This window comes from Exiguobacterium sp. JMULE1 (genome assembly GCF_013337175.1).
Lineage (GTDB): Bacteria > Bacillota > Bacilli > Exiguobacteriales > Exiguobacteriaceae > Exiguobacterium_A > Exiguobacterium_A indicum.
Genome location: NZ_SGWC01000002.1, coordinates 281603 through 304103, shown reverse-complemented (window position 1 = coordinate 304103; position 22501 = coordinate 281603). Strand labels below are relative to the sequence as shown.

Annotated in this window: 21 protein-coding genes; 2 read left to right on the top strand and 19 right to left on the bottom strand. The window is 45.5% G+C overall.

Annotated elements, in window-relative coordinates; all coding sequences use genetic code 11:
- Window positions 1–68: 68 nt before the first annotated feature.
- From EXW93_RS01805 to EXW93_RS01775, 8 genes are all read right to left on the bottom strand, one after another.
- Complete coding sequence (locus EXW93_RS01805) at window positions 69–1379, bottom strand: ABC transporter substrate-binding protein (RefSeq protein WP_035399053.1); 1311 nt, start codon at window positions 1377–1379, stop codon at window positions 69–71.
- A gap of 29 nt (window positions 1380–1408) precedes the next feature.
- Complete coding sequence (locus EXW93_RS01800; RefSeq protein WP_050678941.1) at window positions 1409–1891, bottom strand: hypothetical protein; 483 nt, start codon at window positions 1889–1891, stop codon at window positions 1409–1411.
- Between the two features lie 221 nt (window positions 1892–2112).
- Window positions 2113–3273: an ROK family transcriptional regulator gene (locus tag EXW93_RS01795; RefSeq protein WP_023466966.1), complete on the bottom strand. Its 1161-nt coding sequence runs from the start codon at window positions 3271–3273 to the stop codon at window positions 2113–2115.
- A gap of 110 nt (window positions 3274–3383) precedes the next feature.
- The gene (locus tag EXW93_RS01790; protein ID WP_035399056.1) at window positions 3384–4088 is read right to left on the bottom strand and encodes a hypothetical protein; all 705 of its coding nucleotides are present in this window, start codon (window positions 4086–4088) and stop codon (window positions 3384–3386) included.
- A gap of 107 nt (window positions 4089–4195) precedes the next feature.
- Entirely contained in the window at window positions 4196–4324 is a 129-nt protein-coding gene (locus EXW93_RS16560; protein ID WP_256429265.1) for a hypothetical protein, read from the bottom strand.
- Window positions 4325–4401: 77 nt separating this feature from the next.
- Entirely contained in the window at window positions 4402–5250 is an 849-nt protein-coding gene (locus tag EXW93_RS01785; RefSeq protein ID WP_023466961.1) for an MBL fold metallo-hydrolase, read from the bottom strand.
- A gap of 84 nt (window positions 5251–5334) precedes the next feature.
- Window positions 5335–8001, bottom strand: a complete 2667-nt coding sequence (locus EXW93_RS01780; RefSeq protein WP_174315978.1) for an MMPL family transporter — start codon at window positions 7999–8001, stop codon at window positions 5335–5337.
- Between the two features lie 31 nt (window positions 8002–8032).
- Window positions 8033–8476 carry a MarR family winged helix-turn-helix transcriptional regulator gene (locus tag EXW93_RS01775; RefSeq protein ID WP_023466958.1) on the bottom strand — a complete coding sequence of 148 codons (444 nt, stop codon included), beginning with the start codon at window positions 8474–8476 and terminating at the stop codon, window positions 8033–8035.
- Window positions 8477–8604: 128 nt separating this feature from the next.
- On the opposite strand from EXW93_RS01775, the gene EXW93_RS01770 reads away from it, so the two are divergent.
- Window positions 8605–8802, top strand: a complete 198-nt coding sequence (locus EXW93_RS01770) for a hypothetical protein (protein WP_023466956.1) — start codon at window positions 8605–8607, stop codon at window positions 8800–8802.
- Window positions 8803–8842: 40 nt separating this feature from the next.
- Here the strand turns inward: EXW93_RS01770 and EXW93_RS01765 are convergent, their stop codons facing one another.
- The 3 genes from EXW93_RS01765 to EXW93_RS01755 form a co-directional block, all read right to left on the bottom strand.
- Entirely contained in the window at window positions 8843–9292 is a 450-nt protein-coding gene (locus tag EXW93_RS01765; protein ID WP_023466954.1) for a universal stress protein, read from the bottom strand.
- A 28-nt stretch (window positions 9293–9320) separates the two neighbouring features.
- Window positions 9321–9770 carry a general stress protein gene (locus EXW93_RS01760; RefSeq protein ID WP_023466953.1) on the bottom strand — a complete coding sequence of 150 codons (450 nt, stop codon included), beginning with the start codon at window positions 9768–9770 and terminating at the stop codon, window positions 9321–9323.
- 64 nt (window positions 9771–9834) lie between these two features.
- Window positions 9835–10569: a hypothetical protein gene (locus EXW93_RS01755; protein WP_023466952.1), complete on the bottom strand. Its 735-nt coding sequence runs from the start codon at window positions 10567–10569 to the stop codon at window positions 9835–9837.
- 123 nt (window positions 10570–10692) lie between these two features.
- Here EXW93_RS01755 and EXW93_RS01750 point away from each other — a divergent pair, with 123 nt between their 5' ends.
- A complete protein-coding gene (locus EXW93_RS01750) occupies window positions 10693–11331 on the top strand; it encodes a FusB/FusC family EF-G-binding protein (RefSeq protein ID WP_023466951.1) in 639 nt (212 codons plus the stop codon).
- A gap of 78 nt (window positions 11332–11409) precedes the next feature.
- Here EXW93_RS01750 and EXW93_RS01745 read toward each other — a convergent pair whose 3' ends face one another.
- The 8 genes from EXW93_RS01745 to EXW93_RS01710 form a co-directional block, all read right to left on the bottom strand.
- The gene (locus EXW93_RS01745) at window positions 11410–12948 is read right to left on the bottom strand and encodes a GGDEF domain-containing protein (protein WP_023466950.1); all 1539 of its coding nucleotides are present in this window, start codon (window positions 12946–12948) and stop codon (window positions 11410–11412) included.
- Window positions 12949–13140: 192 nt separating this feature from the next.
- Window positions 13141–15711: a HAMP domain-containing sensor histidine kinase gene (locus tag EXW93_RS01740; RefSeq protein WP_055970112.1), complete on the bottom strand. Its 2571-nt coding sequence runs from the start codon at window positions 15709–15711 to the stop codon at window positions 13141–13143.
- A 145-nt stretch (window positions 15712–15856) separates the two neighbouring features.
- Window positions 15857–18703 carry a S8 family peptidase gene (locus EXW93_RS01735; RefSeq protein WP_055970109.1) on the bottom strand — a complete coding sequence of 949 codons (2847 nt, stop codon included), beginning with the start codon at window positions 18701–18703 and terminating at the stop codon, window positions 15857–15859.
- Between the two features lie 145 nt (window positions 18704–18848).
- The gene (gene msrB, locus EXW93_RS01730; protein ID WP_174315977.1) at window positions 18849–19949 is read right to left on the bottom strand and encodes a peptide-methionine (R)-S-oxide reductase MsrB; all 1101 of its coding nucleotides are present in this window, start codon (window positions 19947–19949) and stop codon (window positions 18849–18851) included.
- Window positions 19950–20135: 186 nt separating this feature from the next.
- Window positions 20136–20363: a sulfurtransferase TusA family protein gene (locus tag EXW93_RS01725; protein ID WP_023466945.1), complete on the bottom strand. Its 228-nt coding sequence runs from the start codon at window positions 20361–20363 to the stop codon at window positions 20136–20138.
- Window positions 20364–20406: 43 nt separating this feature from the next.
- Complete coding sequence (locus EXW93_RS01720) at window positions 20407–21543, bottom strand: MBL fold metallo-hydrolase (protein ID WP_174315976.1); 1137 nt, start codon at window positions 21541–21543, stop codon at window positions 20407–20409.
- A 35-nt stretch (window positions 21544–21578) separates the two neighbouring features.
- The gene (locus tag EXW93_RS01715) at window positions 21579–22154 is read right to left on the bottom strand and encodes a sulfurtransferase TusA family protein (protein ID WP_058265541.1); all 576 of its coding nucleotides are present in this window, start codon (window positions 22152–22154) and stop codon (window positions 21579–21581) included.
- 28 nt (window positions 22155–22182) lie between these two features.
- On the bottom strand, window positions 22183–22479 hold the full coding sequence (locus EXW93_RS01710; RefSeq protein WP_174315975.1) for a rhodanese-like domain-containing protein: 297 nt from the start codon (window positions 22477–22479) through the stop codon (window positions 22183–22185).
- Window positions 22480–22501: the final 22 nt, after the last annotated feature.

Here is a 22501-nt window from a genome sequence, read left to right as displayed (position 1 = left end):
ATTCCCCACTTTCCTCAAGTCCAAAAATCAGGAAGTGGCACGCAGGCGTACCACTTCACTGTCGAGTCTTATTTCGCTGATTGATCCGCTGCGTCTTGAACGCGTTGTAATGCTTCTTTCGGATCTTGTCCTGTCGCGATGTTTTGAAGTTCCTTACCGAGGATATCGTTTAATTTCGTATCCCGGATACCACGGCTAGCAACCGCTTTTGCTAATGTGTCGTTCAACATCTTGTACGACTCTTTTTCACCTTCCGTTGTGAAGGCAGCATCCGAATCGACTTTGACGTCCTTGATGCCAGGCGCCATCTCGAACTCACCCATGTAGACTTCTTGTCCTTTCCCTTGGCTCATGAAAGCGATGAACTCCGCTGCACCCTCTTGTTGTTTTGACTCTTTGTTGACACCAAGTGCCATATCGATCGATGCGATGACAGGTTGCTCTGTTCCGCCTGCTAAGTTCGGGAGTGGAACGAATCCGAGCTCATCATCGATTTTCCATTTTTCTTTTTTCTCTTTCGTCGTCATCGAGTGTGCTTCCCATGAACCGATGACCCACATCGCTGCTTTTTTATCGAAGAACTGGTTCATCCCATCATTGTATGTCGCTAGACCAAGTGCACCTTCTTGGAAGACTTTATCCTTGAAGAGGTCTTGCCAGATTTGTGCTGTTTTGACCATCTCGTCGTCTGTCCACTTCGCTTCACCCGAAAGAACTTTTTGGATGTAACCTGGCGCCACTTGGTGACTGAGGACGTTGTAGACGTCGATATCGATCCACGCATCTTTTGCTCCGAGCATGAGTGGGATGACTTTATCACCTGAGTCTTTAATCTTCTTGACTGCGCTGACTGTTTCTTTGTAGTTCTTCGGTGGTGTCACGCCGTATTTGTCGAGCATCGTCTTGTTGTACATCAAGTACGCTTGACCTGTGAACCCGATTGGGACCGCGTATTGTTTACCGTCGAGTGTCGTCTGTTCGATTCCAAGCTCGACGAACTTATCTTTCCAGCCTTTGCCGGCTGCTTTATCCATGTACGAATCAACCGGTACGACACGATCCTTGTACTGTTGGATCATCGGTTCTTTTAGACCGATGATGTCTGGACCCTTACCTGACAACATCGCGACTTGTAATTGTTTTTCATAGTCTTCACTGTAGCGTTTGAATTGAACGACGTATTTATCTTGCGATTCGTTGAACGCATCAACAACTGCTTTCCCCGCTTCAGGTTGTGGCGCCCAGCCCCACCATGTGACGATCGTCTTACCGTCTTTCGTTTTCGTTTGTTGCTCATCTTCTCCACCACAAGCAGCAAGGAATGCGGATAATGTCAGGACAGATGCTGCAGCAACGAGTTTCGTTTTTTTGAATTTCATGTAAGAGCTCCCCTTTTATGTGTAAGTAGTCAAGCGTATCGTCTAGCGTGTTCCCCTTCAATTTGTGCTTGTTTGCACCATTCTTCGATCACTTTCGTCTGAATCGGCATTCCCTGTAGCTGAATCAATACGCGGGCAATCAATCGAAGACGGTACGCCAGCGTATCAACGTCCGGTCGGACGAAGAGATATAACTCCCCACCGAGCGTTAAACAACCGGCAGAGCGCATGTGTTGCATGAGTGCGCGTAATTCAATGTATCCGCTCTCATTTTTTCGAATGTGTAGCTCGGATGAACGGATCGTCAGGACCCCTTGTACCGATGACATCCGGAATTGAAACACACCGTCACGTCGTGGTCGGACGAGCACGATATCCTGCTCGTCTGTCGGGACATCGCCTGGACCCTGTTCTGTCATCTGTTGCGTCGACCGATGAAAATAAAAACCGCGGATTGCTCCGTAACGCCCGAAAGCTTCACGGTACGAAACCCATGGATCGTATGGTTCCATTGCGCGATGCCTCCCTTTCCTGCTTCAGCTTGATTAGCCCCTGCTAACCTGCATCCACCTCCACTTAGTTGACCATGAACTTAGTAAATTAAATTTATTATCTAACTTTACATCGACTATAGCACATCACTTTTTAATTTGTAAACGGTTTCATTAAATTATTTTTGAATAACAAAACCGATTCCATCTCTTGCTGGTTCGCAAGACACGGAATCGGCTCATTAAATCGTTTGAAATAAACTGTTCGTTGCAAGGGCCGCAGCACTGAGTGCTCCCTGTTTTTCACCCCACGGGACCATCTTGACATCGGTTTCACGTGAAGCAGCGGTCAACGCCGTATGCTCGACCCGTTCCTTGATTTGATCAACGATCGTAGGTGCGAGCTCGAACATCGGTCCCCCAAGTAAAATCCGGCGTGGATTCAAAAGATGAATCGTATTCAAGACCCCGATTCCGATATATTCCCCCGCCCGTTCATACGCACGAACCGCCTGCTCGTCTCCCTCGTTCAACCGCTTGCGCAAATCAGCAAGCGTCGAGACTTGTGGATCAACGACAGCATAATCCCGTAACAATGCTTTTTCGCCTGCCAACGCTTCAAGACATCCTCGGTTTCCACACGAGCAAATCGGACCATCGAGATCAAGGCGCATATGTCCGACCTCTCCCGTAATATGATGTTGTCCGTCGACAAGCTGTCCGTCGAGCACATAAGCACCCCCGATCCCTTCCCCAGCATAGAGATAGAAGAATTGTTCGACCCCGACGCCTTCACCGAACAATAACTCAAACGAAGCGAGTGCCCGGACATCATTTTCGATGAAGACAGGATAGTCAAAACGTGCTTCGAGTTGTACCTTCAACTCAACGTCATGCAGATGGAATCGTGGAGCAAAAAGAATGACACCTGTCTCCGGATTGACCATCCCGTGGACGGAGATCCCGATTCCGTGAATCGTTCCCCGTCCTTTTGTCTGTGCAATCAAGGTCTCGCATAAGCGACCGATTGCTTCAATCAGTTCTTCATTCGTCTCAAAGCGTCCCACGGCTTCGGACTCATGAATCGTGTTCCCACTTAAATCCGCAACGACACCGATGAATTGGTGACTTGTTGCATCGATGCCGATGACGTATTGCTCTGTTGCGACGAGTTCGAGCATGATCGGTTTTCGTCCCCCATTTGATACCCCAAGCTCTCGCTCCGTCACGAGTTGTTCTGCAATCAATTCACTGACGATGTTTGATACCGTCGGCTTCGTCAAGTTCGTCCGTTGTGCTAACTCGACCCGCGAAATCGGTTGATGCATCCGGATCAGTCGCAAGACGAGTGCTCGATTATAAGAACGCATCCATTTAGAATTACGCGGTGTTTCTTTCGCCATGTCCCCCTCAACCCCTTTGGTCTGTCTCTTTACTATCTTCGCATATTTTGTAAGGGATTTCACGGTCTCACACAAAAACCGTTCATCTGCTGAACGGTTTTTGTGCACTTTCATGCTTCGTCGTATGGTTGTTCCAAGATCAAGACACGTGAACCGTCCGGATTCTCGGTCAGTTCAATTTCGACGATGGCTTGACCGACCAGCAAAACAATCGGTTGAGACGGATCATTCTCGCGAAAGAAACCGATTTTTCCATGATACGCATCCATATAGTCCGCATATAAAAATGTGCCGTTGACGTGTAACTCATCCTTCATGCGATTAAACGTCAGACGTGGAACACCGTACCAGGCTTCCCCATTCAAATAAAGCAACGGACGCTCGCCGACCGATTCATTCATCGCCCGTCGGACCTCGATCGCCCCCGTCGTATCGTAATACAATCGATCCTGACCACGTGTCGCGATGACGATCGGATGTTTCTGATACAAGACGACTTCTAAAATTTCATCCGCTTGTTCGACGAAATAACCAGTCTCATCCGACTGGGCAAAACTAATCGTATACAATTGCATCCAGGAAACAATATCCGTCACTTGAACCGGTTTATGAAAAAGCGCAGAAACAAGCAGTGTTTCTTGCGGAGTCACAATCAGATTGACGGAGATATCCGCTAAGCGGATCGTCCGGATTTGTGTCGAAGGATACGTATGGTCATAACTCGGAACAAGCATCGCTTCATAGTGATCATCCTTTTCGACCAGTTCAATCGATGGCATGCGTCGATCAAAATCCGCAATTTGAATTCGTTTCATCCGACATCTCCTCTCACCTTCTCGAACAGCCTCACGCAAGTTATTACCCAATATCTGGTTTTCGTGCACTCCCCTGAATTCAAAAAACCGGAACGCATGCGTCCCGGTCATTGTAAATACAAATCATATAGTAGATATAGAATGCCTCCGACGATGATTACAAATGAGAAGATGCCCGTTTTCCCAAAAAAGACGCGATCGACGGTTTCATCTCGTTCGAATCTTGGCTTCGTCATCTAGTACCGCTCCCTTTAACAAGCTCGTAGTACTTCTCTTTTTCGACGTCTCGTATCCAATCCCTTGTTATGATCTGTCATTTCGTTCCATTTGCGAAATAAATCAATGTTTCGGTCTCATCTTCTGTCAACGGTCGTCCTGTCTCTTCTGCATATAAGGTCCGCATGTCCTTCAGTCGTCCTCCGGTCGCTTCTGTTACGCGAATGGCTCGACGCAACATGTTGATCTCTTCTTCAAATTCCGACTTCGGCATCGCTTCTCCATGCGACCAGATATAATAGTCGGCATCTAAACGATCGAGTGTCGTTAGTAAACGCGTCGTCCGTTCGACCGTATAATTCCACTTCGGTGAAAAGATATCGGCATACATCGCGTCGCCTAAGAACACGACACGTTCTTCCGGAATGTAGACGAGTAGACTTCCCGGGGAATGATCGTTTTCGACTTCAATCAACTGACAGTGTACCCCGCCCAAATCAAGATCCAGTTGTCCTTCAAAGCCGATCGTCGGTAAAACGACTTCAATATCACGTGTCGAACCGAACTCGAGCTTGATCGCGTCCGCACAAAACGGAATCTCGATGCCTTGATCCATTCGTTCTTGTAACGCTCCATCTGTCCAAGCGTATGGTTGCATCTCCTTCATTCGTTCGATCGTTTGCTTGGTCGCGATTGACGGCAGACCGAGATGTTTCATCCCAAAAATATGATCCCAGTGCCAGTGGGTCAATGCCAATAAATCAGGTGATCCAAGATTGTGTTTCTTCATTTCTTCTAAGAATAGTGCTGCATGAGCTGACGAGTTTCCCGCATCGATCATCAATTGATGATTTTCCCCACGTACGACGGCGAGAATCGGGCGGTCCGTCTCGCTGACCGGTGTCTGATACCAAATCCGTGAAGTTAGTTGTTTGAAGTGTTGCATGCTCTACCTCCTTATCATCTGCTTTTAGTATACGTCATGACAAAACCGGGTTCATCTAGAAGACGAACCCGGTCTGGTTAGTTATTATTTTTTAGCGTTTGGTCGAAACGGCCACCAGACCCCTTTGCCAAACGATACCGTGATCGCTGGAATCAAGAGTGGTAAGACGATCAAACCATACAAGAGTAGACCTGTGATGACGATCGTCGCGATTTGAACGAGACTCAAGACACCAGACGGCATCATCGCTCCGAACGTTCCTGCGAGGATGATCGCTGCCGTGATGATGACAGATCCCATCTTTTTCATCGACAGGAACATCGCTTCCTTCGTATCGAGTCCCTTGATGGTCTCTTCCCGGAAACGGTCGAGTAGGAAAATCGAGTAGTCGATACCAAGGGCAATCAACATAACGAATCCGAAGAACGGAACGGCCCAACTGATACCGTCATATCCGAGTCCGTTGACGAAGATCAGCTCTGCGATCGACATCGACGTATAATACGTCAGCAATAACGAACCGATCATGAACAACGGCATGATCAACGAACGGAACATGATTGCTAGAATCACGAAGAGACTGATCAGCATGACCGTCACTGTTCGTTTGAAATCGGCTTTCGACGTATCGTTTAAATCACTGTTGACGCTTGAAATCCCACCATATGCAACGGTGCTATCTTCAAACGGTGTACCTTTGATTGTCTTCGCTGTCGTCTCTTTTATTGCAGCGACGGTTTGAATCGCTTCCGGAGAATACGGATCATCTTCGAGGATGACTTCGAACTTCAATCCCGTCTGTTGATCGATCGCGTAACGATCAATTGCTGGTTTAAAGGCTTTATCCGACAGCGTATCTTTTGGAACGAACACACCTGTCCCCCGAATCGATGTCGCTTGTCCCATCTCGGTCAGAAGATCAGAAATGTCTTCAAGACCACTTTCAATTTTCGTCAATCCTGCGTTCGCTTGACCGACACCGTCCGCGAGTTGAGTCAACCCACTTCCAAGTTGACCGGCTTGCGCACCTTGAGACGCAATCCCACTTGCTGCTTGACTGATGCCGGCTTGAACTTGGCTCAATTGACCAGACAAGGCATTCAACGTTCCGACGGTTTGCGGAATGTTTTGGGTCGATTGTAGACCTTGACCGACGAGCGTCAACTGTTGATTAATTTGCCCAAGTCCGTCTGCTGCTTGTTGCAACTGATTCGCACCTGCTGAAGCCGCGTCTCCTGCTGGTAGCTGTCCTGTAATCCCATTCAAATTATCTTCCACTGTCGTCAGACCAGACTGAACATCCGTGAGGCCGGCGGTAGCTTTCTTCATACCATCAGCAACTTGTTTTAATTGACGATCGACGTAGAAATCATTGATGACTTCGCCTGTCGGACGAGAAATCGAACGAACCGATTTGACCCCATCAATCTTCACCAGTTCGCGACTGAGTTGTTCCGCATAAGGAACTGTTTTTTCAGTAATCAAATCATCGTCACTCTTCAGGATGACGTTGACCGGGAGCGACTCACCTGCACCAAATCCATCCGAGATCGCATTCAGTCCTTTGACCGTCTCATACTTCGCACCAATCTCATCGACGGTATTAAACGAAAGGTCATCATCATACGTAAAGAGTGTCGGGACCGTGATGATCGCAACGATGATCATCGCAAGCAACGGGCGACGAATCGATAATCCACCATACTGTGCCCACAGTTTACTGTCTTGGTGACTCGCCGCCTTCTTCGATGGCCAGAATAGCTTTTCTTTTAATGTCGCCATGAAGAATGGAACAAGTGTAAACAAGACAAGCAAGAGTACGGCAATCCCGACTGCAACTGCGACCGACGATTTAAAGATCGGGAAGTCCGCAAATCCAATCGCCGAGAAGCCGACGAGAACAGCGAGACCACTGATTAGTAACGTACGCCCTGCTGTCTTATACGTGTTGACGATTGCTGTCTCAACGTCGTGTCCTGCCGTCAACTCTTCCTTATACCGGCTCAGGAGCAAGATACAATAGTCCGTCCCAATCCCGAACAGGATGGCAACGAGGAAGATTTGCGTATAGTTCGATACTGGGAAGCCGAACCAATCGACGAAAAAGGCGACGAGTGATTGGCTGATCAGGTACGTAAACCCAACTGCAACGAGTGGGACGAACGGTGTGACGACTGAACGGAAGACGAGCAGAAGCAGTCCGAAAATCAATCCGACCGTAATCAGTTCCGTCCGCTTCAGTCCCTCTTGCGAGCTCGTATTGACGTCATCATTGATTAACGCTTCACCCGTTAGATAAATCGTTTGATCCTTTGGTAAGAGGTCCGTCCGGATTTGTTTTGCCAGTTTGACGATCTCTTCTTGCGAACCGTCGACCGTGATTGGCACGAGAACTGTCTTTTTGTCTTTTGAGACGAGCTGTCCTTCTGTCTCTTTGTTTTCAAACGGATCGAGCACATCCGTGACCGGACGATCAAGTGCTTCTAAATCCTGAACGATTTGCCCGATTGATGTTCGATCGGCATCGCTGACTTTGTCTTTGAGCGGAATGACGAGAGAAATGGTTTCTTCACTTGCCCCCGCTTTTTCTAAAATGTCAGCTGCCCGTTGTGAATCGGCATCATTTGCAAGCTGAATCGCACCTGCTTCTTCTGCTTGTTTAGCCAAGTTTGGTGCCGTAAATAGTAAACCTACTGTGACGATAAGCAATAATGCAAGAATTGCCCAACGCCATTTGACGATTTGTCGCATATCCGATTCTCCTCTTCCTTCGATTCTGTCTTTAGTCGTTCAACTGCAAAATCTCTTTGATCTTCTTAAAGGTTTCGATGAACTGGATGATTTCTTCTTCCTCGACCTTTCCTTCAATCAAATTCTCCAGATACGTATAGATTTCTTGCTCTGCTTCAGTTGCCACTAACCGACCTGCTTCCGTCAACGAGATGTACTTCGTTCGGTGGTCATCTTCTCGACGTTCGACGATGACGAGACCTTTTTCCGTCAACTTTTTCAGCCGATTCGAGATGGCACTTTTGTGAACACCCTGCACTGCCGCGAGACGCCCAGACGAAATCGGTCCATATTTTCCGACGAGCTTCAACACATGAAGTTGTTCCGGTGAATACATTTGCCAAACGGGTGCTTCGACCGACTTCAACACGCGTTCTGTTCCGTGGATCATGACTTCTTCAAACAGGAGGACTGCTTCACGTAAATTGTCTTTCATTTTTAGTTTACCCCCTAAACTTATGAAGTTAGTTTAGCCCCTCAACTAGAAGTCTGTCAACTCTAAACTGTCACAACTTACCGATGCAGAACATGACCAATTTCTGTATGATAAAGGAAGAGAGGAGCATGCTTATGTTGACTTTGTTTTGGATTGCGTTAGTCATCTGTCTCGTAGGTCTTGTCTTTACGTTACGTATTGCCAAGCAACCAGCAGAAGAAAAGTATGACCACAAAACTTCGGCCAAAAACATGTCTTGGATGTATTTCATTTTTCTTCCGATCATTTTGATTTTATTAGGCATCTTCTATTATTTTTTAACATGATATAAAACAGCACACATCAACCGATGTGTGCTGTTTTATATCACTTCAAGGTTTTCGGACGGACGATATAGATATCGCATTTTGCATAACGGGAGATGTTTTCAGAGACACTCCCGATCATGATGCGTTCCATCGCATTCATCCCGACCGCCCCACAGACAATCAACCCAGCACCGACACGTGGTGCGATGACCTTCGGAATCAATGTTTTTGGAGAGCCATTTTCGATGACCAGTTCAACTGTCTCGACGCCTGCTTCTCGTGCCCGCTTCTCGTAACGATCGAGCAGTCCTTGTGCATATTCCGTGACGTTTTGATCAATGAAACGCTTATTGGCACGTACATTAGCAAATGTCTGAATATCGATGACATGGGCGATGACGAGTTTGGCATGATCGAGTTTGGCGAATTTCACTGCCTTTTCAAAGGCAAGATCTGCCGTCTTTGATCCATCGACTGCCACTAAAATCGTATGATACTGGCTCTCCATCAAGAATCATCCTTTCTGCACGACTCTCTTACAGCATCCGGTCATTTTCATTTTCGAGGGCGCGGTTTTCATGATCGAGTTTCCGTTCTGCCTCGATTCCTTCTGGCTCTGTCTCCAAAATACTTTTTGGTTTCGGCGCAGGACGTGTTGCCCCTGCTTCGTCTGCTAACAGGACATACTCACCTTGTTGAACACGTAAGACATGCTGACGAATATCCGACTCCGGTAATCCGAGTTCCGTAAAGGCAGTTTGAATTTCCTCAGCCGAAGCCTGTTTGCCTGTAAATCGCTCAAACAGCGTCCGTTTTCCAGAGACGAGTTGCGCCGCTGATTGTCCGCGTAACATCGCCATATCGGTTTTATCTTGTAACACGACATATAAATCTTCTTCTAGATAACCCGCAAAATGTAGATCCTCAATTTTTCGAATCAAATCCGTTTCATTTTGATATACACCGATCCATTGTTTTTTTCCCATGTCACACGTCTCCCCCTTTTATAACAACTATATGAGATATACCCCAAATTCATCTAAAACATGACTAGGATGAAGAAGACTTCGGCGATTGCTGTCGAAAAAGACGTTGCCGTTTATAGAAGACGTAATAGCACAAGAGTAAAACACATACGATTCCGACCCCTGTTACGATTTGTTGCAGAAGAAAGAGGCGATCGTTAAAGTACAATCCAATCAAATACCAGACGAGCGCGAGACCAAACACCCAATCGGAATGAATGACGACAAACAATAGTCCTCCGATAATCGCTACGATGAGTGCAATCGTACTCCATTGCTGTTCGGAAAGACCAAATAGCGAAGTGAACTGAAAATCGGATAAGATCCGAAATGGTAAAATCAACAACATCGTACTCATCCAAGCGAGAAGGACTGAAATCGGAGAGCGCATCCAAGGCGATCGTCGCGGATGGTGTTGAATTTTCATATAAACTAAGCACAGACTAATGAATGAAATCGTTGTCCAGACAAGTTCCCACGGTGGTCCGGTCATACTACTGACGCCAAGCGTCACAAGTGATAACGCGAGCCATCCTCCGATATCTTCAATCAGTTCTCGATCTGCAGGAAAGGCACGAATCGGTCGAATACACCAAATTAACAACGTTGTGAACACGACACCTGTAATCGCATCAAAAAAAGGTGCTGGAACAAGAGGTAACGCAGGAATGGTAACCGGATTTGACCAAACGACGCGCGCTAGCAATGCAAAGAGGAATGCTCCTATATTCATGAAGCGTAAAAATGTTAAATACTGCACGCCCCCCTTCACCTCCTCGTTCATTCTGTTATTCAATTCCCGTTGCAAGAGGCAGAAAAACAAAAATGTCGCTTTGTTCTGCTGCCAAATTCCGGTACGATAAAAAGAAAAGGAGGAACGCGAATGGACGCATTTTTATTGCCTTATCAATACAACTTCATTCGGAATCAAGTCGACCTACTGCAACATCAATTCGCTGCCGTTCATGATCCCGATGTTCGTGATGCTGTCCGGTATAGTGCTGCTGAAAAAATATTCGATCTATTGCCCGTACTTACACCGGAACAGGAAGCGCTGTTGACGAACATTCGTGACGCTGAATCCGAACAAGATCTCCTCGCGTATTTAGCACAAGTCGAACCGTTCGTCCAACCGTTTCCGAGCATTTCTGAATCACGGATCCGTCAGCTCTTCAAAAAAACGAAAAAGTTACATGTTCCGCCACTTCACTCCTTTGAATGGGCTCACACGACGTTTTTAAGCTGGAACGATACCGGAAATCGAAAAAAATACTTCGTCTATCCTTTGGACGGTCAATGGATCGGCGTCGAGGGAACCTATCTGCCATCGATCCAAAAAGGGATCTGTGCGATTTGCCATACGTATAGTGACATCACGCTCGTAACCGCAACGACACGTCGTTCAGCTGAACAGCATCAGACGATTGGTCATCATATATGTATCGACAGCGATGCATGTAATCAAGCTGTGACGAATCCAGAAGTCATTGAAACGTTCTTAGCACGCACGCAAAAGAAATGATCGGCATCAAAAAAACACGTTCGTATGACTGATCCGATGAGGTTCAGTATACGAGCGTGTTTTTGCATGTGACGGCGTTCAGGTGTTCGTTATCGCTGGATCATGTAAGCAAAATTGATTCTTCCCGCGACGTTTTGCCTCATACATCGCTAGGTCTGCTTGCTCGATCAAATCTGATCGAGAGGCTGCATGCGCCGGATAGATCGCTCCACCAATGCTTGCCGTTACGGGAAGTGGAATGATGCCATGGCGAAACGACTTTTGGAACAAGGAAACGAGATGTTCTCCACACTGCACCACTTCTGCTTCTTGTTCAACGTCAAACAATAAGACGACGAACTCATCTCCGCCTTGTCTTGAAATGACTGTATTGGGCGGCAATTTCTTTTGTAAGCGCGTCGTGACATCGACGATGAGTTGATCTCCGACGCGATGACCGTACGTATCGTTAATCTCTTTGAAGTGATCGATATCGATAAAGAATAATCCGACTTGTCCTTCACTCGCTTCCGCCCGGTACAAGGCATCTTGGAACAGTCGCGCAAACAGATACCGATTCGGTAACCCTGTTAAGGCATCGTGGTATGCCATGTGCCGCATCTCCTCCATGGCAGTTGCTAATGCTTCCGTTCGCTCTTCCACCTTCGCTTCGAGATTTTCGCGCAACCGTTGATTGTCAACGACAATCCGGATTTGACGGGAAATCAATAACGGGATCGCAATCATCAAACCAATCGTCAAACCGTTCCAACTAATCGTTTGCCGTGCCATCGTCACGAATAGAATCAATAAGAATAAGTAAGGTGTAATTAAACGTAAGACATCAATCCATCTCCGTGTAACGTCAAGAGGAACGAGAGATTCTTCAGCGTCAAAGCGATATGCGGCAAGCCCGACAATCAGGACAGTCGCTAACCATAACGGATCGAGCCAACTCGAAGGAAATGGATAATCAAATCGTTCTAGGACGACGTATAGGAGGTCGGCAAGTAATTGAAAATGAAATGCGAGTAGAATCAATAATAGCGAGCTTCCATTGCCACGTTTCATCAAACCAAAGAATAAGACAATCATTCCACCGAGCAACAATAAATCACCAATCGGATAACGAAGCCATAAAAGCGTTTCGATCGTCAGCAAGGCATTTCCTTCTAAATAAGGTGTCACTAAATAGTGCCACGAAAGAGATCCTGCAACGACTAAAATGATGAACTCATCAAACAAAAAGACCCGCAAATTAACTTCTTGTCGTCGATTACGCAGGAAATAACCGAAAGCAATGATATAGATCAAGATTTGAAGACTAAAGATCAAGTCGATCCAATCAAACGGTTCCGTTCGTGTACGTCCTTGAAGGAAATAAAGGAGTTGTCCACATTCACCTAGACCGAGCATCGTATTGGCAAACAATAAAAGAAGAAATAAACGAGAGGTAAAAGGACGTCGCATTTGGCGACGTCGTGCCTGCCAAATTAAATAGAGAGAGACCGAGACACCACCAATCGTGAACAGACTATTGACGACTTGTCCGATTACTGTATCCGTCCCAACGTATGTCACCCAACCGATGTGTAAAAGAAGCCAAAAAACAACGACTCCTAACCAATTCTGATACACGACGATCCCCCTCCTTTTTTAATCATAGTCCGTTTGTCCTATAGGTATATCGGTTCATCATTGCATTTTATTCACCTTTTTTTATTTTATTGGAATCTTTTTTTGACAAGATTACTCGTTTTAAACATAAGAAAAAACCGTGATCGCACCTAGCGGATTGAACACGGTTTAGTTGGAATGTATTCTAGTTCTTTAAATAGAACGTCGATTTTCTTCTGTCGACTCGATCGATTCGGTCAGACTGAGGGGTAATACGATGATGAAACGACTGCCTTTTCCTACTTCAGATTCCACATGAATAACACCCTCATGCTCTTTGACAATTTCCTTACAAATTGATAACCCGAGTCCCGTTCCACCGATTCGACGTGTATCGGAATTATCGACGCGATAAAATTTATCAAACAAGTGGGCAAAGGCATGATGCGGAATTCCAATTCCTTCATCTTTCACTTCAATGATGGCTTGATCGTCTTTCGTATCAATCCAGACGTCAACACGCCCACCATCCGGAGAGTACTTGATCGCATTGTTGATCAAGTTATTCATCAATTGTTTGATTCGGTCCTCATCTCCTAAAATGAACGGACGATCCGGACTAAGCAATTGCAAATGAAGATCGTGTCGTTCACTTGAAGCGTCGTATAAGGACATCACCTGTTCAGTCAGGCTAAATAAATCGAGATGTGCCATTTGGTATAACTGCCCACCTGACTGCATGCGCTGAACATCTAAAAAGTCCGTGACAAGGTTTGATAACCGTTCCGTCTCGTTATGAATCGTCGCTAGATATTTCTTCTGTTTCGAGTCATCGATTTCTCGATTCAACATCAATTCTGTAAAGCCGTAAATCGAAGAGAGCGGTGTCCGCAACTCATGCGACACGGTTGAGACGAGTTCTGTTTTGAGACGATCGGCTTCTGTTTCCCGGGTAATATCTCGTAAAACAAGAATGATTCCCTTCCATCCACCAACGACATCAATACGTTCCGCGTAGACTTCCAGATGAGCTGTGTTATTTCGAATATCAAATCGGACCTTTTCCGGTGAAATCTCACCGGAACGAATCAAATCTAGATACGTATTAAAAGCCTCGACATCATCCACCAACTGGCGCATCACATCGATGACATACTCACTCGACGGTAACGTCCGATCTACTGTGAATTCCGATTGAAGTTCTGGAATCAATTCAAACAATGGACGGTTGACGTATAACTCTCCATTTCCATCTTCAAGATAAATGATCGCTTCTCGGATGGAGTCTAACACTTGCTCAGTCTTTTCTTTTTCTTGACGCATTCCTTCATACGAACGCGTACGCAGGAGCGATAACGTCATCTGTTGCGCAAACTCGCGAATATCCGTCAACTGTTGCCCTTTATAGGCAGATTTATAACGAACCAGATAAATCGCTGCAATTAGTTCATGCGTTTCCGGATCTTCGATCGGAATCGTCACTTCATACGTGCTAAATGAATACGGATAGTCTTTTTGACGCGTGACTCGTTTTTCCGATTGGATAAATTCCATCTGCCGAACCGATCGATTGATGACGGACATCTCATCTTTCAGGAGAACTTTTAAATAATCCATCGTCATCCCATTCGTTGTCGCACCCATGAACGCTCCTTCTTCATAGAGCAATAGTGCACCGTACTCCGAAGAGGTGATATCGATCATCTTTTGAACGATTGCCGGATACGATTCGACGGTTTCGCGAACAGCAAGCGCCTCTGTCAGTTCGCTACGTAATCGGAGCTTTTCCTCATTCTTTTTCGTCGTTTGATAAGCTTCTTCGAGTTCTTCTTGTTGCGCCTGCAATTCTTCTTGTTGCGCGAGCAACTCTTCACTTTGCGCCTGCAACTCTTCATTTTTTCCTTGCATCGCATCCGTATGGGCATTCGTCGTCACGACCATCCGATTAAAGGCTGCGCGCAATAATCCGATTTCGTCTGGTCGCTGCTCGGCAGCTTTATCAATCTTAATTGGTTCTTTTCGAGCAAGTTTTTGATTATCATCAATCAAACGTAACAATTGCCGTGTCATCCGGCGAAGGAACGGGTGCACGAAGAGAAGGATGAAGGCAATGAGCACAACGATACTTGATATCCAAATCCATTGTGACTTTGCGACTTCACTCCGCAGTTCCCCGACAGCCGTTTCTTGTTGTTGGCTGAGATTCGTCCGGTATTCATCAAGTGCTGCAGAGGCTTTTTCAATGTCTGGTGTAATATCAATCGAACCATCGGCAGTTGGCTTTAATCGCCCTTGATCGACAAGACGCTCCGCAATCGGTAAAGAAAACAGACTATCCCCCTGTAAGAAGTCCTCATTGATCCGATTCGCCTTTTTCTCATTGACGTAAGACTGGGTCAACGGGAACAAGGCATCATAGTATAACTCATATAAATTCGTCATTTGCGCTGCGAATTCTTCTTCTTCATCCGTTTTTGCGTTTCGCATGAACCAATCCGTCTCACTTTTGATATCTGTTCGGAGCGCCTGAATCTCATCAAACCGTTCTTGGTTACCAAAAATGACGAATCCTCGCAATCCAAACTGGACGGTTTGCCAATTGTCCCACAAATCATTGGCCCGGCGATTTTGTTCACTGATCGTCTCGAGATTCTGTTTTGATGTTTCGATTCGTCCTTCCATATAGTCATAGACAAAGAACGAAGTAATCGATACTACGATCAGTACCGCATAAAAAACAGTCAGCAACTGCCGACCGATTCGTCGCCGAATCCAATTCACCATGAATGTATCCTCCTCATCATTCATCGAATGATGCTTTTTCATTTGTTTCTTTAAATATAATAGAAACGCTTTCGAAGCAACAGCTAGGATATACAAAAAAAGACCTTTTCTCGGAATGTACCCGAAAAAAGGTCTTTTTATCCGCTTATTTTTTTGCTTTCTTCACTGTCACAGAAGTCACAGGGCTCACTTGACCACGCGTATTCTTAACGTAGACAGAAAGCTTCGCTTTTGCTTTTTGCTTCGGAATTTTGACAGAATAGTTTCCTTTTGCAGAAACCGTTCCTTTTCCGATGACTTTTTTCTTCGCATCTTTTACATAAACACTTAATTTCTTTTCAGCTGTCCCGGTTACTTTCGTTTGTCCGGCATAGACGGATTTCACTTTCGGTGCTGCTGGGGCTGGTAGGACTTTTACGATCGTCGGTTTACTTGTGCGTTTAGCAATATCCGTCACTGTGACGATCAAGCTTGAACCACCGACTTGTTTTGGTAATTTCGCACTGAAGTGACCTTTTGCGTCGACTTTCGCTGTGGCGATTTTCTTTTGTTTTGCATCTTTGACAGTAACCGTACCGCCCGCAAGAGCTGTACCTGTCATTTTTGTTGCACCGGCAAGTACTGGTTTAACTTTTGGAGCTGCTGGCGCTTTTCCAGGAAGGACTTCTGTACGTTCTGACGTGATATCCAGTCCATTTGTGTAACGAATTGTTAGGACCGTACCTTTGTTTTGACGTGGAATCGTCACACTATATTTTCCGGATTTAGCTGTAGTAGAACCCAACTTCTTAGTGGACCATACTTCCACTTTTGTTCCGGTTTTAACCGTTCCTGTGACAGTCAGTTTATTATCATATACGTTGTTGACAGTTCCGTTCAGATTCAATTGCGAAATTGCCCGAGGAATACTGACTTTACCGTATCCTGAAACCGGACTGACATAGGCAGGAAACTTGAATTCAAGCTCTTCTCCCTCTTCTTCCTCAAACCAATCATTCGGATTTTCGAAAGCTAGTGGTTCTGCACTTTTTTGTAGAATTTGTTCGATTTGTTTAGGTGTTAGTTTAGGATTAAGTGACTTCAAGATTCCCGCAACAGCTGCGACGTGTGGTGAAGCCATACTTGTTCCATCCATATACACCGTATTTCCGTCTGGAATCAAACTCGCTACTTTTGAACCCGGTGCAACGACATCAAGGCCGACTCCATAATTCGAGTAATCTGAAACCATACCGAGCGTATTCGTCGCTCCAACAGAAATCGCATATTCTGAGTTTGCTGGGAACCCGACCATCATATCGTAGTCGTTTCCTGAAGCCGCAACGACCGTAACACCATGATCTGCTGCATATTTCATCATATAAGCCATCGTGCGGCTTTCACCGCCACCAAGACTCATATTGATGACTTTCGCTCCATGATCAACAGCATATTTAATTCCAAGTGCGATGGCATCCGTTTCTCCTTCGCCATTTGCATTCAATACTTTAACTGGTAAGATTTGTGCCGACTGATGAATCCCTTGGATCCCGTAATCATTGTTGATTGTCGCTGCGATGACACCTGCCACGTGTGTTCCGTGACCATTATCATCAATCGCGTCGCCATCTCCGTTTACGGAAACATAGTTCTTCTCATTCGCAATATCAACTTTCCCTTGTAAATCCTTTAAGCGATAATCAACACCTGTATCGATGACCGCAATTTTGACAGGTGCTAATTTTTTCCCACTAAATCGTTTTTGGAACTCCTCAAAACCAATTCCAACATTCGGGAACTGTTCGAAGACTGTTTTCTTATTGATGGCCCATTGGTAATCAAAATTGATATCACTTGTTGCTTTGTAAGTTTGAATCTTTTCCACATATTCGACTGCTGATGAGCGACCAATCGATTGCTTTAATGCTGACGCTGATTGTCCCTTCACCGTTGGATCTTCTGTCACTACAATGAAATCACCAGCTTTACCAAGCGGTAAACGCTCAACATCTGCTGATTGAATTCCAGCAATTTTCATCGAACTGACTGTTTTCCCTGGCTTTAACTTAACGATGAATCGCGTAGTTTCTTTTGACTGAATGTTCATCCCTAATGTTCCGAACGTATCGTCTAACGTACTGCCGCTCATCTCAGATATCTTCATTTTTTTGGCATATCCATCGATTTCTTCTGCAATCACAGCAGGCGATGCATCGCGTGATAATGTATAAAGACGGTCAACGGCTTGTTGATCTGTCTTTGTCAGCGTGTACGATGTTCCACGTACGAGTGCCTCCATTGCAGGTTTCAATGTTTTTAAATCTTCGTACGCTTGTTGACGCTTATCTTTATTGAAAAGAAGCGTTTTGACAACGTAAGGCGATGTTTTGTAATAAAGCGACGTCAAGGCACGACCTGCGTCCGATTGACTCAATACCTGTTTTTGGATCGAGTGCATAAGAGCAAGCATTGGTTTTTCTTCTTTTGTTTGTTTTAATGCTTCTTCTGCCATACAGCTAATATCACTGATTGGCTCATATTCGACAGCTAATTTGACGTTATTGTATGTCAGCTTAACGTTTGCTGCTTTTGTCGTTTTCCCCTCTTCGATGTTCGGGTAATATTCGACTTTGACATAATACGGTCCATCCCATGCATATGGAACGGCTAATTTTGTCGTTGCTTTTTCATTCGGTTCTGCTTCTGTCCGGTAACGATCAAATGTATCATCTTCAGCTGCCATCGCTTCGCTCGGGTAAGCTGTCACTTGAACAGGTTGATCCGTATCGATTGATAACTCAAAGTGTGACGCTGTTTTTTCTACACCTGCTTCATGATTGACACGGTACCAATATGTATTTTTTTCTTCCATTCCGGTCTTAAGTGTCGTTTCTTGTCCTGCTTGTAAAAGTGTTGCGCTTGCAAGAGCGGTCTCCGCTTTTGCAGTAGTTGGTCCTACGCCGAGCGTTAAAACTAAACAGCTCAGCATGACCCAAATCATCAGTTTCTTCACACATGCTCCTCCTTCAAAATGGATATACTTTAATTTGATTATAAACAGTATATGGATAAAATGGATAATTAATTTATAGTGAAATCTTACAATTTTGAAAGAAAGACGCATCATGTTCTAAAGAACACGATGCGTCTGACTCCATTCATTTAAAATCTGCTACATATTCGCCGTATCCTTCTTGTTTCAAGTCCTCTTTCGGAATAAAACGTAAGGCGGCTGAGTTCATACAATACCGAAGCCCTGTTGGCTCTGGACCATCCGAGAAGACGTGTCCAAGATGGGCATTTCCATGTCGACTTCGGACTTCCATCCGTTTCATGCCGATTGAAAAATCACTTTTCTCAATGATATTACCTGGCTCAAGTGGTTTCGTAAAACTCGGCCATCCTGTCTTCGAATCATATTTATCATTTGATGAAAACAGTGGTTCTCCAGAAATCAGATCGACATAGATCCCGTCTGCTTTCAAATCGTGATACGGATTATCAAACGCTGGCTCCGTTCCATCCTCTTGTGTCACTTTATACTGGATGGCGGTTAATTTCTTTTTGATTTCTGCGTCTGATAATTTTGGATAGGTTGGAAGATCGAGTTTGGGTTGATCATTCCAGTAGCGATCGATGAAGTCGTCGCGTCCAGAAGCTGCCCGGTAAAACTTATATTTCTTCTCACTCTTCAAATAGTAATCCTGATGGTATGCTTCCGCTTCATAAAAAGGACCTGCCGCAATCAACGGTGTGACGATTTTATCATCGAAGATCTGTTGTTTCTCTAAATCCTGTTTCGATTGTGCTGCGATTTCTTTTTGTTTCTCATTCGTATAGAAAATCGCCGTTGTATAAGACTCACCACGATCGACGAATTGACCATCTGCATCCGTCGGATCAATCTGGCGCCAGTAGACATCTAATAATTGCTTGTACGAGATGACGTTCGGATCAAACGTGATCAATACCGTTTCCCGATGACCTGTCGTCTCCGCTGACACTTGATTATACGTCGGATTTTCAACATCACCGCCCGTATAACCAGAAATGACGGACTTGACTCCTTTTAATTCTTCGAACGGGGGCTCCATACACCAGAAGCATCCTCCAGCTAAAATCGCTGTCTCTTCCGGTCGATAACTCAATTCCTTACTGCCACTTGATTTTGCTTGCTGTTGCTGGAACACGAAGTATCCCCCGACCATGATGACGATGAGACCGATGACTGATAAAATCGTCCACATTCGTTTCTTCATCTCCCTTCGCCTCCTTTATTTAGCTTACGTCGCATGACGTCGATTGGATGTTCTTTTATTTAACTGTACCGCGCTAATACCGTCTTGTCGTAGCATGTGCTCAAAAGAAGCACATTCAATACTATGTAGAGTTCTTGTGTGTTTCTCCACAAAAAAAAAGAGCCTCATATCGACTCTTTTCGAAAATTAACCTTTTTGAATCCAGAATTTTAGGACGCTTGCTTCTTCTTCATGTTTGACGAGTGCATGACCACCTGATGTCGCCCACGCCTGAAGATCGTTTTTTGCCCCTTTATCCGTTGCATGGACTTCAAGGATTTGACCTGATTCGAGTCCAGCGATGGCTTTTTTTGTTTTTACGATTGGCATCGGACAAGCAAGTCCTTTTGCGTCGAGTACGAGTTCTGATTTCATGTTGTATTCCTCCTGAATGATTTGATGTTCGTTATGCATCGGCTTAGCGTACCGCACAGCGGTTCGGTCCGACTTCCATTTCCCGTTGTGTTTCAAGATCGGGTGTCTGTTTCCCCATGTTTGTTTCACGGATATCTTGATACGCGTTCGGTTGTGGCGGCAGGTTCTCTGTGACCATTTTCCGGAATGTTGCTTCATCGTCGATGTTGAGACCATGATTGTTCGCAAGCAAGATGCTTAATTTTTCCGCTACACTACCATCCGTGTTCAATTCTTCAATGATCATGAAATGTGCCGGTAAGACGATGAGTTCTGGTGAAAGATCACGATACGTGTTGTAGAGCGAATCGCGTAAGTCACCGACCCAGTCTTCCGCGAGACCGGCTAAATCCGGACGACCAATCGAGTCGATGAACAAGATATCACCTGTCAATAAATAACGCTGATCGACGATGAATGAAGTCGATCCAATCGTATGTCCCGGGGAATAAAGAGCGCGTACTTCAATCGCTGTATCCCCCACTTGAACCGTACTACCGTCTTCAAGTGGTGCATAATCGAATGTGACATCCGACGCATCTTTTGGCGGCAACCAGTATGTCGCGCCTGTTTTTTCGGCGATGTCGCGTCCTCCAGAAATATGATCCGCATGAAGATGTGTATCAAATACATGCTTAATCGTGACGTTGCGTGATGCGGCATAATCCAAATACACATCCGTCATTCGTGTCGCGTCGATGAGTACGGCCTCTCCTTCTGAGATGACCATATACGAGAGACACCCTTTACCGATTCGGACGAACTGAACGACTTCGCCTTGATCAGTTCCTGTTTCGTTCAGCGTTCCGATTGAAATCGGTTCTAGATGTTCACTCCATGCTTTCATGCCGCCTGACAGATACGATACGTCTCGTCCTGCTTCTTCTAGCATATCGGCGACGAAAATCGATGACCCTTCTTTTGCGCAAACGACGAGAACATCCTGATCCGTCGGAAGCTGATCGAGAATCTCCTCGACACCATCCAACAATTCAAAATACGGAATGTTGAGGTACTTGAAGTTCCCTCCTTCGATTTTCCAATCTTGAAACGCATCCTCATTCCGGACATCTAAGATGAACAGAGACTCACTTCCAATGATTTTTTTTGTAACTTGTGCGGCTGTCATTGCTTGTGCCATATCTACTCGTTCCTCCTCTACTTTACGCTGTTGTATTATTTCGCTGAAACGAGTGTCGTCGTCTCAGACGCCCATTCCTGCATACCCGGTACGACATTGTGGATCGTATACCCCTTGTCACTGAGCTGTCGGCATGCCATGTCACTTCGGCTACCTGTCCGGCAGATGACATAAATCGTCTGATTTGAATCCAATTCTGCATGGCGTGTCTCCAGTTCGCCTAACGGAATATTGATGGCTCCCGGTACATGGGCGAAGGCATATTCTGCTTGTTCACGAACATCAAGCACCGTGATCGAGTCGTCTTGGCGTGCTGCTTCGACTGTTGCGTTGTCGACGGTTTGAGCGAATGCTGCTGGTTCCGTGACATCACCTGTTGATTTCCGAACGTAATGACGGAGTACTTCGCCTTCTTCGATCGTGCCTAAATAATGATTGCCGGTGCTGTTTGCCCAGGCACGGAGATCTGCAGTTGATCCTTTATCCGTCGCCTGGACTTCTATGACTTGTCCCGGTTCTAACATCTTGATCGTTTTTTTCGTCCGAACGATCGGCATCGGACAAGCGAGACCTTTAGCGTCCAATACGATATCTGATTTAATCCTAGTCATACAATCCGCTCCTTTACGGTATGGGGTATTATTTCGTTTCGCCTTCGTACGACATCATGCCGCCATCCATGTTCGTCACGTCATATCCTTGTCCTTCGAGATATGTCGTTGCGCGACCACTGCGCGCACCAGAACGGCATACCATGACATACTCTTTTTTCTTGTCGAGTTCGTTCATCTTGAATTCAATCAATCCGAGTGGAATATGGATCGCTCCCGGAATCATTCCTTCTTTGACTTCATCGACTTCCCGGACATCAATGACTTTCAGTTGTTCACCACGTTCGATTTTTTCCTGTACTTCTGTTGCTGTCATGCGTTTCATGTTCAATTCCTCCTCTTGATTC